The 13,311-nt window shown below is 72.5% G+C and carries 13 protein-coding genes; 3 read left to right on the top strand and 10 right to left on the bottom strand.

Annotated elements, in window-relative coordinates; translation table 11 throughout:
• Positions 1–18 precede the first annotated feature (18 nt).
• A complete protein-coding gene (locus tag H505_RS0129135) occupies positions 19–669 on the bottom strand; it encodes a response regulator (protein WP_026404789.1) in 651 nt (216 codons plus the stop codon).
• A complete protein-coding gene (locus H505_RS0129130; RefSeq protein WP_034520404.1) occupies positions 666–1,751 on the bottom strand; it encodes a sensor histidine kinase in 1,086 nt (361 codons plus the stop codon). The genes H505_RS0129135 and H505_RS0129130 overlap by 4 nt, the downstream gene beginning before the upstream one ends.
• Positions 1,752–1,905: 154 nt before the next feature.
• Between H505_RS0129130 and H505_RS48170 the strand changes: the two genes are divergently transcribed.
• The gene (locus tag H505_RS48170) at positions 1,906–3,183 is read left to right on the top strand and encodes a glycosyltransferase 87 family protein (protein WP_051301294.1); all 1,278 of its coding nucleotides are present in this window, start codon (positions 1,906–1,908) and stop codon (positions 3,181–3,183) included.
• 697 nt (positions 3,184–3,880) lie between these two features.
• Here H505_RS48170 and H505_RS0129115 read toward each other — a convergent pair.
• The 8 genes from H505_RS0129115 to H505_RS45025 all read right to left on the bottom strand — a co-directional run bounded on the left by H505_RS0129115 (position 3,881) and on the right by H505_RS45025 (position 10,896).
• Entirely contained in the window at positions 3,881–4,792 is a 912-nt protein-coding gene (locus H505_RS0129115) for a DNA-processing protein DprA (protein ID WP_026404787.1), read from the bottom strand.
• A gap of 151 nt (positions 4,793–4,943) precedes the next feature.
• Positions 4,944–5,672: an alanyl-tRNA editing protein gene (locus H505_RS0129110; protein WP_026404786.1), complete on the bottom strand. Its 729-nt coding sequence runs from the start codon at positions 5,670–5,672 to the stop codon at positions 4,944–4,946.
• Between the two features lie 34 nt (positions 5,673–5,706).
• On the bottom strand, positions 5,707–7,905 hold the full coding sequence (locus H505_RS45040) for an MMPL family transporter (protein ID WP_084550950.1): 2,199 nt from the start codon (positions 7,903–7,905) through the stop codon (positions 5,707–5,709).
• 107 nt (positions 7,906–8,012) lie between these two features.
• Positions 8,013–8,378, bottom strand: a complete 366-nt coding sequence (locus H505_RS0129100; protein ID WP_026404785.1) for a DUF2516 family protein — start codon at positions 8,376–8,378, stop codon at positions 8,013–8,015.
• A 154-nt stretch (positions 8,379–8,532) separates the two neighbouring features.
• A complete protein-coding gene (locus tag H505_RS45035) occupies positions 8,533–8,976 on the bottom strand; it encodes a hypothetical protein (protein WP_034520401.1) in 444 nt (147 codons plus the stop codon).
• Entirely contained in the window at positions 8,973–9,458 is a 486-nt protein-coding gene (locus tag H505_RS45030; protein ID WP_051301293.1) for a helix-turn-helix domain-containing protein, read from the bottom strand. The genes H505_RS45035 and H505_RS45030 overlap by 4 nt, the downstream gene beginning before the upstream one ends.
• A 114-nt stretch (positions 9,459–9,572) precedes the next feature.
• Positions 9,573–9,872, bottom strand: a complete 300-nt coding sequence (locus H505_RS0129085; RefSeq protein WP_026404784.1) for a YiaA/YiaB family inner membrane protein — start codon at positions 9,870–9,872, stop codon at positions 9,573–9,575.
• A gap of 88 nt (positions 9,873–9,960) precedes the next feature.
• Positions 9,961–10,896, bottom strand: a complete 936-nt coding sequence (locus H505_RS45025; RefSeq protein ID WP_051301292.1) for a neutral zinc metallopeptidase — start codon at positions 10,894–10,896, stop codon at positions 9,961–9,963.
• A gap of 55 nt (positions 10,897–10,951) precedes the next feature.
• Between H505_RS45025 and H505_RS0129075 the strand changes: the two genes are divergently transcribed.
• Positions 10,952–12,688: a DUF2207 domain-containing protein gene (locus H505_RS0129075; protein WP_026404783.1), complete on the top strand. Its 1,737-nt coding sequence runs from the start codon at positions 10,952–10,954 to the stop codon at positions 12,686–12,688.
• Positions 12,689–12,757: 69 nt separating this feature from the next.
• Entirely contained in the window at positions 12,758–13,201 is a 444-nt protein-coding gene (locus H505_RS0129070; RefSeq protein WP_026404782.1) for a hypothetical protein, read from the top strand.
• Positions 13,202–13,311: the final 110 nt, after the last annotated feature.

Raw genomic sequence — 13,311 nt, 5'->3', positions numbered from 1 at the left:
GGAGTCCGGCTCCGGACGTCACCCGCCCGGCCCCGCCAGCCCGTGCTCGTACGCGATGATCACCAGCTGGACGCGGTCGCGGGCGTCCAGCTTCGCCAGCAGCCGCGCCACGTGCGCCTTCGCGGTCGCGACGCTGATCACCAGCTCGTCCGCGATCTCGTGGTTCGTCAACCCGCGCCCCACCAGCGCCAGCACCTCCCGCTCCCGCCCGGTGACCCCCTCCAGCGGACGCGCCGGACGCGCGGGCTCCCGCTCCGGGCGCGCCGCGAACTCCGCGATCAGCCGCCGCGTCACGCTCGGCGCGATCAGCCCGTCGCCCCGCGCCACCACCCGGATCGCGCCGAGGATCTCCTCCAGCGCCATGTCCTTCACCAGGAACCCGCTCGCGCCCGCCCGCAGCGCCCCGTACACGTACTCGTCGTCGTCGAACGTGGTGAGCATCACCACCCGCGCGCCCGAGATCCGCCGCGTCGCCTCGATGCCGTCCATGTCCGGCATCCGGATGTCCATGACCACCACGTCCGGCGCGACCTCCCCCACCAGCCGCACCGCCTCCGCGCCCGTCCCGGCCTCCCCCACGATCTCCAGGTCGGACGTGTCGGCCATCAGCACCCGCAGCCCCGCCCGGACGAGCGGCTGGTCGTCCACGAGCAGCACCCGGACCGTCACGCCGGGATCCTCGCCGCCACCCGGAACCCGCCGCCCGGCCGCGGCCCCGCCGCGAACTCGCCCCGCAGCAGCGCGACCCGCTCCCGCATCCCCACGATCCCGAACCCGGCGCCCACCGTCCCGCCGCTCCCCTCGTCCTCGACCTCGATCTCCAGGCCGTCCTCCCGGTACCCGATCGTCACCCTGCAGTCCGCCACGCCCGCGTGCCGCACCACGTTCGTCAGCGCCTCCTGCACCACCCGGTAGGCGCACAGGTCGACGTCCGACGGCAGCTCCCGCCGCTCCCCCGTGCGCCGCACGTCCACCCGCACCCCGGCGTCGCACGTCGCCGCCGCGAGCCGCTCCAGGTCGTCCAGTCCCGGCGCCGGCCCGAGCGCCCCCTCCCGGCGCAGGCCGGTCAGCATCCGGCGCAGGCTCGCGAGCGTGTCCCGGCTCGTCGCCTCGATCACGTCGAGCGCCTTGCGCGCCTCCGCGGGCTGCGTGTCGATCACCCGTCCCCCGACGCCCGCCTGGATCGCGATGATCCCCACGCTGTGCGCCACCATGTCGTGCAGCTCCCGCGCGATCCGCAGCCGCTCCTCCGCGAGGGCCCGCTCCGTCTCCCGCGCCCGCAGCGCCTCCGCGTGCGCCCGCCGCACCCGCACCGAGTTCCCGGCCGTCCACGCGACCACCAGCGCGAGCAGCACCGACAGGTACAGCGTCTCGTTGACGTACATGAACAGCGAGACGCACAGGAGCTGAACCAGCAGCGTCACCCCGGCCGCGGTCAACGACGTCCACCGGGGCCGCACCGACGCGACGTACGCCACCCCGGCGTCCGCGAGGAGCACGTGCAGCAGCAGCGCCACACCCTGCTGCTCCGCCAGCATCCCGCCCGTCCAGGCCAGCAGCAGCACCGCGAACGCCGGCAGCGGCCACCGCGCCAGCATCCCGAGCACCGCGACCGTCAGCGCCACCGTCAGCAGCACCTCCAGCCCCTGGAAACCCGACGGCGCGCTCTCGAACGTCAGGTACACGACGACCGGGTACAGCGCTGCCGCGCACCACATCGACGCCGCGGAAAGAACCCGGCGATTCACCATGCGCCGATCGTAACGAGCGCGCCTCCCCCGCACATTGGCCCGCGGGCTTAATCCCCCGGGCCACAACCCCGTCCGCGAATGCAATCCCCGGCCCGACGCGACGCCCCCGCGCCATTCGCGATCGTGGGCCGTCCACACCGGACGGAGGACATACGTGAAACGGCTGGCGTACACGGCCCTCGCCATCGAACTGGTCGCCGTCGCGATATTCGCCGCGACCTACGACTCCCTCGACTTCCGCATCTACATGCTCGGCGGCGAGGCCCTCACCGACGGCGCGTCCCTCTACCTGGAGCAGCACGCCGACCACTGGTTCACCAACACCCCGTTCGCCGCCCTGGTGTTCGCGCCCCTCTCCGCCCTGCCCCTCGCCGTCGCCCGCGTGGCCTGGCAACTCGCGTCCGTCGCGGCCTTCGCCTACGCGTGCGCGGTGACGCTCGAACTCGCCGGCCGCCGCCCGTCCCGTCCGGCCGTCGCCGCGGCCGTCGCCGCCGGCCTCGCCCTCGCGCCGATGTGGCACTCGCTCTACCAGGGGCAGGTCAACCTGTTCCTGCTGGCGCTCGTGATGTACGACATGAAACGCATCGCGAACAACAAGAAGGCGGGCATCGGAATCGGCATCGCCACGGCGATGAAACTGACCCCCGGAATCTTCATCCTCTTTCTCCTCGTCACCCGCAGAACGAAATCCGCCGCGCTCGCCGCCGCCGCATTCTGCGCCTGCGCCCTCGCCGCGTGGGCCGTCGCCCCCGACGCGTCCCGCGTCTACTGGCTGCACACCTTCTTCGACACGTCCCGCGTCGGCGCCCCCTACATCAGCAACCAGTCCCCGTACGGCGCGGCCGTCCGGATCTTCGGCGGCGCCGAGCACGTGGACGGCTGGTACACGTTCGTCCCGCCCCTGCTCGCCGTCGCCGGCCTCGCCCTCGCCGCCGCCCTCGCCCGCCGCGGCGACTGGCTCGCCGCGATCGCCGTCACCGGCACCACGGGCCTGCTCGTCTCCCCGATCTCGTGGGCGCACCACTGGGTGTGGGTCGTCCCGGCCCTCGCGGTCCTCCTCCGCGACGGCCACCGCAAGACCCCCGCCTTCGCCTTCGCGGTGTTCGCGATAGCCCCCATGTGGTTCACCCCCCACGACGGAGGCCCCGACGAGTACGGCTTCCACGGCCCCGTCACCCTGGTGGCGAACGCCTACCTGGCCGCCGCCCTGGCCTTCCTCGCCTACATCTGCACCCGCCCCCGCCCCACCCTTCCCACCCCGTCCGACATCCCCCTCACCGAAGCAGCGCCGGAGCACCCTCTTCAGGCGCTCCCAGAGCCTGGCGAAAACCGCGTCTCTCAAGCAAAGGGTGACCGGGCTGAGCCGACTGACGCCGACGGTGACGCGTTCGGGCATCCTGCACCCGTCCATGGGCAGAGCCAAGGGTCATAATCCGGAAGCGTCTTCAAGAAAGCCGCATTCTCTGCGAAGCGCTCCTTGATCCAGCGCGCGACCACCAGGACGGACACCTTTCGGGCCCCTGCCGCGCGAAGGGCGAGCACAGCCGATTGGGCATGCCCGCCCTTCACCCAGGTGTCGTCCATGAGCAGCACGTGCGAGCCCACGGGCAGCGGCACGTCCACCACGAAATGCGTACCGTTCACACCTCGGGGATTGGCCACTGCCGCCTGTGCTCGCAGGGGCGCCTCCTTGCCCGGAGCGATCCCGCCGACGATGCGATGGAACGGGTGCTCCCCCGGTTTCATGGGCAGGGAAGGCACCGTCGCCCAATGCGTCAGGGACGCCCGTGCGAGGACGCCTGGGCACGAAGCATGGCCGCGAAGGGCGAGCAGGAGGAGCATCGCCACGATCCGGCGATGCTCCTCGATGGGCGGTACACGCTTGTAGCCCCGCATGACATAGCCTGACTGGGAGCCCTCAACCGCGTAGGTCAAGGCAGCGACCCGATCGGCCAACCCGCTGTGGACGCGAGCCTGATTGCAAGCGAAGCACATGCGATACCCGGACACGGGCGTGGCGCAGACGGTGCAGGTTGTCCACTCCCGGCGAACAGGGTTGCGCAGGTAACCGCCGGCCGTGGCGACGAGGGTCGCGCCCAGCCTCCGAATGAGATCACCGTCGTGCATGGTCAGGCGGACACCAGGCGGCGCAACTCGGCGTCGATTCGGTCTTCCTCGGCGATCAGCCCGTCGATGACCGCCACCACCGCGCGCATACCGCCGGCGACATGCACCCCCGGGCGGTCGACCAGCGCCTTCGCCCAGTCATTGCGCTCAACGACCATGTCCGTCAGGATCACCGGGCGGCCGTGTTCCACGGCCAATCGGGCTTGGGCGCGGGCACCACTGTGCTCGCCCGCCTCCACCACGACCGTGGCGAGGCCGTAACCCGACATTGTCGCGTTGCGCATGAGGAAGTTGTGCTTCTGAGGTGGTGCGTCCGGCCAGAACTGGGACAGGAGCAGCCCTCTGTCCGCGATTTCGCGGTGCAGTGCACGATTGGCCGCTGGGTACGTCTTGTTGATGCCCGTTCCGATGACCGCGACCGTGCGGCCGCCATGATCGAGGGCGGCTCGGTGGGCCGCCGTGTCGATGCCCAGGGCGAGGCCGGCGCTCACCGTGACGTCACGCGCGACGAGTTCACGAGCAATGTTGGCGGCGATCTGCAGGCCGCGCTCGGACGCCTGCCGCGATCCCACCACCGATACCGCCAGGTCATCGGTGCGGAGGGTCCCGCGCGCGAAGAGCACGGGAGGGGCTTGGTGGACACCTCGTAGACGCGATGGATACACGCCGTCCAGAATGGTGAGAAGGGTGTTGCCCTCCTCCGCCCATCGACGGATGTCGGCGGCGGCCGCCTCGCGGGGGTCAGGTTCCCCCGGAAGACCGGTGAGCATGGGCGGGACCAGACGATCCCACACCTCGACGGCGCTGCCCGCCTCGAGAACCTCCGCGGTGATATCGCTCCAGCGCATCTTCTCAGGTCGTACCTGGAGCAGCGCCACTAGAGCCGCTTGCTCCTCAGGCGTGACCGTGTCCATCGCTCCAATGTACGGGGTGGGCTTCACGGACTCCACTCCCGGGCGGCCGTTTCTCGAACTAGCGTTCGACATATCCGTGCGCCGACATGTGCGCCGCAGGAGCAGGACGAGGTTCGGCGTCGTGGTCGGTTCGCGCAGGCGGGCTTGGGGGTCAATCGGTGATCTTGATGCGGAGGCGGCGGAAGCCGCGGCCCTTGTTCTCGACCTTGGCCACGGTGATGCGGCCGATCTGCTTGGTGGAGCCGACGTGGGTGCCGCCGTCGGCCTGGGTGTCGAGGCCGACGATGTCGACGATGCGGACGTCCTGGACCTCGGGCGGGACCAGGTTGGTGGCGGTGCGGACGATGTCGGGGATCGCGAACGCCTCGGCGCGCGGGAGGGTGCGGACGTCGATGCGGCGGTTCGCCTCGACCTCGGCGTTGCAGGCGTCCTCGACGGTCTGCTTGAAGTTCGGCGGGACTTCGCGCAGGTCGAAGTCCATCCTGGCGGTCAGCGGCTCCATGTTGCCGCCGGTGACGAGGCAGCCGAAGTCGCGGAACACGACGCCGCACAGCAGGTGCAGGCCGGAGTGGGTGCGCATGAGGGCGGTGCGGCGGTCGTCCTCGACGGCGCCGCGCACCACGGTCCCGGCGGGCGGGAGCGGGTCGTCTTCGGCGGGCAGGAGGACCGGGTCGTCGCCCTTGCGGACGCCGGCGATGCGGGTCTGGACGCCCTGCCAGAGGAGGACGCCGTGGTCCGGCGGCTGCCCGCCGCCGCCCGGGTAGAACGCCGAGCGGTCGAGGACGATCCCGTCGGGTCCGGATTCGAGGACGACCGCCTCCCACTCGCGGAGGTTCTGGTCGTCGAGTTCCAGCCGGGTCGTGCGTCCGTGCGCGGTCATGGCGGCCTCCTTGTCGTCGCGGCGGCGGGTCCGATCATGCCGCACCGCCGGTCAGCGGCGGGCGGGAAGCGGGAGGTCGGGGACGGTCGCGTCGGCGGGGGCGGGCGGGGCCGCGGCCGGGGACGCGGCCGGGCCACCAGTTCGCGGCGCCGAGCAGGGCCATCAGGGCGGGCAGCACGAAGATCCGGATGACGACGGCGTCGATGAGGATCGCGGCGGCGAGACCGACGCCGAGCTGCTTGAACTCGACGATGCTGAGCGTCCCGAAGATCGCGAAGACGGCGACCATCACGACGGCGGCGCTGGTGACGACGCCGGCGGAGCGGGTGATGCCGGCGCCGACGGCGGCGCGGGTCGGCATGTCGCGGGCGGCCTCGCGGATCCGGGAGACGACGAACACGTGGTAGTCCATCGACAGGCCGAACAGGACGACGAACAGGAAGAGCGGCAGCCAGGAGACGACGGCGCCGGACGAGTGGAAGTCGAGGATCCCTTCGGCCCACGTGTGCTGGAAGACGAGCACGAGGACGCCGAACGCGGCGGCCGCCGACAGGAGGTTCAGCGCGACGGCCGAGAGGGCGATCACGGCGGACCGGAAGATGAGGCCGGTCATCACGAGGGTGAGCAGCAGGACGAACCCGACCACGATGGGCAGCCGCTCCTCGAGGTGGGCGGTGAAGTCGACGCCTTCGGCGAGTTTGCCGCCGACGCCGTGCTCGGCGGGGAGGCCGTCGAGGGCGGCGGGCAGCCAGGCGCGGAGCGTCTCGAGGGAGCGGGCGGCCTCGTCGCTGCTGCGGGCGTGCGGGGTGGCGACGTCCATCAGGTGGACGCGCCCGTCGGGGGACGTGCGGATCTCGGGGGCGCGGTCGTGCGCGAAGAGGGGGTCGGCGGCGGCGCGGGCGGCGAGGCCGGCGAGGGCGGCGCGGACGTCGCCGGACCGTTCGGCGGGCGCCCGGACGGCGACCCGGTGGACGGTGCCCTCGCTGGGGAAGGCGGCGGTGAGCCGGTCCATGGCGCGGATGACGGGGACGTCGCGGGGCAGGTCGTCCGAGCCGGGCTGCTTGAGCCGCATGTCGAGGGCCGGGGCGGCGAGCAGGAGCAGCGCGGCGGCGGAGAGGGCGAGGGTGATCGCGGGGTGGCGGAGCGCGGGGCGCAGCAGGACGGGCCACAGGCGCGACTCGCCGGAGCGCAGGGTCATCCGCCACAGGACGGGGATGCGGGGGCGGTCGACGCGTGGGCCGAGCTTGGCGAGCAGCGCGGGCAGGACGGTGAGGGACGCGAGGACGGCGACGGCGACGACGATGATCGAGCCGGTGGCGAGCGAGGTGAAGGTCGCCTCGCCGGCCAGGTAGAGGCCGGCCATCGCGACGACGACCGTGCCGCCGGACACGACGACGGTGTGCCCGGACGTCTCGGCGGCGATCTCCAGCGCGTCCGGGCGTCCGCGCCGCCGCTCCTCGCGTTCGCGCTTGAGGTAGAAGAGCGAGTAGTCGACGCCGACGGCCATGCCCATCAGCAGGATGACGTTGCTGAGGACGCCGGTGGCGGGCAGCACGTGGGAGATCAGGGCGGAGAGCCCGATCGCGGCGGCGACCGAGGAGAGGGCGAGGACGACCGGGACGGCGGCGGCGATCAGCGCGCCGAACACCGCCAGCATGATCAGCAGGGTGAGCGGCAGGCTGATGTACTCGGCGCGCTCGAAGTCCTCCCCCAGGGTCTCGGTGAGGCCCTTGGCGGTGGAGCCGGTGCCGACCTGCTCGACGCGGAGGCCGGGGTGGGCGTCCTGGACGGCGGCGCTCTGCGCGAGGAGCGGGTCGACGCGCCGGTCGGCGTTCTCGGTGTCGCCCTTCATCGTGACCGGGACGAGCACGGCCGTCCGGTCCGGGGAGGCGACGGGGGCGGCGACCGACTCCACTTCGGGGAGGGCCGTCATCCGGCGGACGACGTCGTCCGCCGCGGCGCGCGCGGCGCGGGGGTCGAGCCGCCCGTCGAGGGCGGTGATGAGGACGTTCTCCTCGGCCTTCTCGGGGAAGTCGCCGGCGGCCGCGATGCGCCCGGCGCGGCCGGAGTCGCCCACGCCGGACTCGGCGTCGGAGATGGTGGCGGTGCCGGCCGCCGTGCCGAGGGCGAGGCACGCGGCGACGAACAGCACCCACAGGCCGACGGCGGACCAGGGGTGCGCGGCGCTCCACCGGGCGACCCGGACCGGCATGGACCTTCGCTTGTCGTTCATGCAAGCGAAGCTATTTTCGGCGGGCCCCGCGGCGTCATGGGGCGGACCGCACGGTTTCCGCGGCGCGCCGCAGCGCCGATCCTGCGGAAAACCTCAGGTCCGGCGGTCTACCAGGGGCCGTACGGGCCCTGCCGCTGGCCGCCCCGGCCGCCGTTGCGCTTCTTGAACGGCGCGACCGCCGGCCGGACGTCGGCGAGGTAGATCGCGGCGCCGAGGAACGCGGCGACCGGAAGGATGCCGAGGAGCAGGCTGATCGGGCTGGCGCCGAGCGCCGCGGGCGCGACGGCGTAGGCCATCCCGACCACCGCGCAGACGATCGTGATGATCGTCCACAGCTTCTTGCTCTGCTTGCTCGCCGCCGCGTAGGCGTTCTGCGGCACGGTGAGGGAGTCGATCAGCGCCCACGCCTCCATCGCGAACGCGATGATCAGCAGCAGCCAGAAGAAGTACTCCAGGACGTTGAAGCCCGCCATCGGTGATCAGCGCTCCTGCTCGTCTCGGACGGCGGCTTCACGCCGCGCACACGCGTTCATCGCCACCCACACTATTCGGCCCTGACAGGAGGACGACAGAGCCCGGCCGGGTGTTCCCGGCCGGGCTCTGTGCGCGCGCCCCCGATCCGTCGGGTCAGGAGCCGGTCTTCTTCGCGGTGCTCTTGCGCTGCGCCGTCGTGCGCTTCGGCGCGGTGCGGGCGGTGCGCGGCTTCGCCTCGGTGATCTCGGCGACCTCGGCGGCCTCGCGGTGGACGACCTTGCGGCCGCGCTCGGCGAGCTCGTCGATGAACTCGGCGGCCCGGTTGCCGAACGTGGTCGCGTAGGTGACGGCGGCGCCCGGCAGGTCCGTGCCGTCGACGCGGCCGCGGACCTCGCCGCGGTAGCGCTCCACGGTCTCGCGGAACTGCCCGCCGTACCGGTACACGGTCTCGCGGACCTCGCCCTGGTACTTCTCCGCGACCTCGCGCGCCCGGGTCATCTGCTCGGGCATCTCGCGGAGCTTCTCCACCGCGAAGTCGCCGGCGCCGGCCACGGTGTAGACGGCCTTGTTGTCTCGAAGATTGCCGGCCAGCGTCATCCGACTTCTTCCTTTCCGTTCTGGTCGTGGACTCCGTGCTCGCCGCCGACGTCCGCTCCGGTCCCGTCGCCGGTCCCGTCGTCAATCTCGTCGCCGGTCTCGTCGTCGGTCTCGTCCCGGACGTCGTCGAGCACTCCGGTGGCTTCGTTCTCCTTCAGGAACGACGCGTAGATGTCCAGAAGGACCTGCTTCTGCCGTTCGGTGAGGAGGAGGTCGGCCCGGACGGCGGCCTGCACATCGGTGTCGGCCTCCCGGTCCTCGAGGATTCCGGCCTGCACGTACAGCGCTTCGGCGGAGATCCGCAGCCCTTTGGCGATCTGCTGCAGGATCTCGGCGCTCGGCTTGCGCAGGCCGCGCTCGATCTGGCTCAGATACGGGTTGGAGATCCCCGAGACGTCCGCGAGCTGGCGCAGCGAGATCTTCGCCCGCGTGCGCTGCTCCCGGATGTACTCCCCGATCGAGCCGACCTTCGAACTCGCCATGTCTCCACCCTGCGTCATGGTGCTTGCAATTGCAAGCAGGCTAGCTAGCACTCATCGCGTGAGTCCGCTCACACGGTCCGTGACGGCATAGTAGACAGAACGGGACGATCCGGCTCAGAGGTTCTGGGGCGAGTACGGGTCGTGCTCCGCGAGCAGCTTGTCGAGCCGGGCCTGGTCGACGCGGCCGGCGAGCGTCTGCGTCTCCTGCCGGTCCCGGACGCACTTGGCCAGCGTGAACGTCGACGTGATCACGTAGAGCACGCCGAGCGCGAGGAACGCGCGCACCCACTCGTCGACCGGCAGGTACAGGACGCCGAGGACGACGGCGACGCTGGAGACCGCGAACGAGATCACGGCCTGGACGAAGAACGCGGCGGAGCCGGGCGGCGCGGGCGGCGGTGTACGTGTCGTCATGCCGCGAGTCTGCGGCCCGGACGCGCCCCGCACATGAGTACGTGTGCTCATGTTCCGCGGGTAGAGCACCCGGCCGGGTGCGTCCGGTTCAGCTCACCTCGGCGGGCGGGACCGTCCACGTGTTGCAGACGGCGAGCTCGCCGTCCTCGAACCCGGTGACGACCCAGCCCGCGTACGTGCGGCCGGACCCGTGGTCGCGCCGCGCGGGCGGCAGGTTCTCGTCGCCCCGCCCCCGGACGTCCTCGATCATGGCGACGACCTGGTCGCGCGTCATCGGCAGCGTGCCGCGCTCCGCGCCGAGGAACGCCCCCGCGAAGCACTGCGCCTGCAGCTCGATGCGCCGGCTCGCCTCCGCGCGGCCGAGCGGGTCGGCGTCCTCCATCAGCCGGTTCCCGTACAGCAGGATCCCTGCGAGGTTCTGGACGTGGTGGCCGTACTCGTGCGCGACGACCCGGGCGAAGACGGCGAAGTTCGCCAGCGGCTCGCCGCCCGACGTCTCGACGATGTGGTCGACGCCGACGTACATCGTGTTGTTCGCCGGGCAGTAGAACGCGGACGAGCCGGGGCTCGGGTACGTGCCGCACGGGCTCCGCCCGGCCTCCCGCCAGAACACGCGGTCGGGCACGTCGAACGCCATGCCGGCCTTCGTGAACTGGCGGCCCCACGAGGCGTCGAGGCAGTCGCTCAGGACGTCCATGAACCGGCGCATGGACGCGCCGCCGGGCTCCAGGCGCGGCAGCGCGCAGTTCACGGGGGTCAGCTCGCCCGTCGCGTACAGCCGGTTGTCGGTGGCGGTCTCCCGGTCGACCGCGGCCTGCCGGTACGTGCCGGTGAAGGCGCCGATCGGGTCGCCGCCGCCGAAGAACGAGAACCCGAGGACCGCGAGGACCACGACGGCCGCGGCGCCGCCGACGACGCCCGCGACCGTCCCGTCCGGGGTGCGGCGCGGCGGGCGGCGGGACGGGACGTGGCGGTAGGCAGGCCGACGGTACGCCGGTGCTGGTGAGGGGGTGCGACCTGCCATAAGGGAGCATCATCGCACGTTCTTGGTACACCCTTTACCGCTACGATGTGCGGCCATGTCAGCTCTTGCGGCGCTGCGCCGGGTGCGACCCGTCATGGCGGCGGTGACGGCCGCCGCCCTCCTCCCCCTGACGACGGCGGCCCCCGCGGCCGCGGCGGAGCGCGCCGCCGGCGAGCGGGTGCTCGAGGACCGGGTCGCGATGACCGTGGGCAACGGTGTGACCCGGGTGAAGGAGACGATCGTCTACGAGTTCGCGGGCCGGGACGGCTTCGCCCGCGAGTTCGTGACGGGCGAGCACGAGAGCGCGACCCGCGACCGCGTGTACCGGATGACGAACGTGCGGGCGTCCAGCCCGGACGGCGGCCCGACGCGGGTCACCGCGACGCGCGAGGGCACCCGGACGACCGTCGAGGTGCGGGCCGCGCGGGATCTGACGGGCCGCCGCACGGTCGTCCTCGAGTACGAGCTGCGGGGCGCGATCACCCGGATGGGCGCGGCGGACGAGCTGTGGTGGCCGGTGGCCGGGGGGTTCGACGTCCCGGTGGAGACGGCGAGCGCGACCGTCGACGGCGGCACGATGATCCGCAACGTGAACTGCTTCGCGGGCCCGATCGGCAGCACGGTCGGCTGCACGCAGTTCTACATGAACCACGCGCACACGCAGGGGATCTACAGCCAGGAGAAGATGCTCCCCGGCGAGTACCTGACGGTCGTCGCGGGCTTCCCGGCCGGGACGACCGGCGGGCACGCGCTCTACGAGCGGCGGCAGACGGTGGCGACGGCGTTCTCCGTCAACGCGGTGACGGCGTCGGCGCTGCTCGGGCTGCTGGTGCTGCTCGGCGGCGGCGTCGCGGTCCTGTACATGCTGCGGGGACGGGACGCGCGGGTCGTCGGGAAGCGGGCCGCCGAGGGCGACCACGCGCCGGTGGCGGGCGCCGAGTTCGAGCCGCCGGACGGCGTCCGGCCGGGCCAGATCGGCACGCTGATCGACGAGCAGGCCGACGTGATCGACGTGACCGCGACGATCGTGGACCTCGCCGTCCGCGGCTACCTGCTGATCGAGGAGGAGGACCGGGCGGTCACCGGCCGGCTCGACTGGACGCTGCGCCGCCTCGACCGTCCGGTGGTCGACCTGCTGCCGTACGAGCGGATCCTGCTGGACGCCCTGCTCACCGCCCCGGACGGGACGGCGCGCGACGCGGTGAAGCTGTCGGAGCTCGGCGGGACGTTCGCGACGAAGCTCGCGCAGGTGCGGGCGGCGATGTACGACGACGTCGTCCGGCAGGGCTGGTTCGCGCGGCGCCCCGACACGGTGCGGTCGCGGTGGACCATCGCGGGGCTGGCGCTGACCGTGCTCGGGATCGCCGGGACGGTCGCGCTGGCGCTGACCACGGAGTGGGCGCTCGCCGGGCTCGCGGTGATCATCGCAGGGGCGGCGCTGGCGTACGGCGGCCAGTACATGCCGGCGAAGACGGCGCGCGGGTCGACCGTCCTCGCGCACACCATCGGGTTCCGGGAGTACCTGGAGCGCGGGGAGCTGCCGGACGGCGCCGACCTCGCCTCGCGGCAGCGGATCGCGCTGTTCTCCCGGTTCCTCCCGTACGCGGTCGTGTTCGACGTCGTCGAGCGGTGGGCCGGGACGGTCGAGGACGCGGGCGAGCGGGCCGAGGGCGCCGACAACCTGTACTGGTACGAGGGCCCGGCCGAGTGGGACCTGTCGAAGTTCGCCGAGTCGATGCGGACGTTCACCCTCACCACCTCGGGTTCCATCTCGCAGTCGCGCGGTTTGTGACGCGCGTCGCGGTTGGATTCCCGTCGTCGGGTATGGCCGGAGCGAGCCGCCGACACGGGAGGTGACGCCGTGCTGCCGCCGCCGACGGGAGCGACGTACAGCCCGCTGCTGTTCGTCGTGCCGGTCATCGTGCTGCTGTCGGTCCTGTTCTGGATCGGCCTGACGATCGCGGCGTCGCGGATGCGGATCCGCTCGCGCGGCCGGGAGGACGGCCTGTCGCACCGCGGCGGGCCGGTGATGGGCGGCGTCCTGCAGGGCAGTCCGTCGCAGCGCACCCGGCGCGACCGGGCGGTGACCGAGGACGAGCGGCGCGCCGCGGCGCACCGGGCGGAGCTCGAACGGCGGCGCGAGGCGGAGTTGGCCGCCGAGCGGGCCCGCACGGCCGCGAAGGGCCCGGCCGCGCCGGCGTCCGGCGGGCTCGCCGTGCTCGGCCGCGCGGCCCGCGCCCTGTCCGCCCGGGCGCGCACCCTCCCCCGTTCCGACCGGACGAGCCGGACGCGCTCGTCCCGCTGACCAACGTCCGCCGGGCTGCGAACACCCCGTCATCATTCCCCGGCCCGGCGGGCGTTGCCGCCTCCGTGGATCGGCCGCCGGGGCCGTCGGTAAGATGTCTGACGTCTGTC

This window comes from Actinomadura rifamycini DSM 43936, assembly GCF_000425065.1.
Taxonomy (GTDB): Bacteria; Actinomycetota; Actinomycetes; order Streptosporangiales; family Streptosporangiaceae; genus Spirillospora; species Spirillospora rifamycini.
This window is presented reverse-complemented; position numbering and strand designations above follow the sequence as displayed.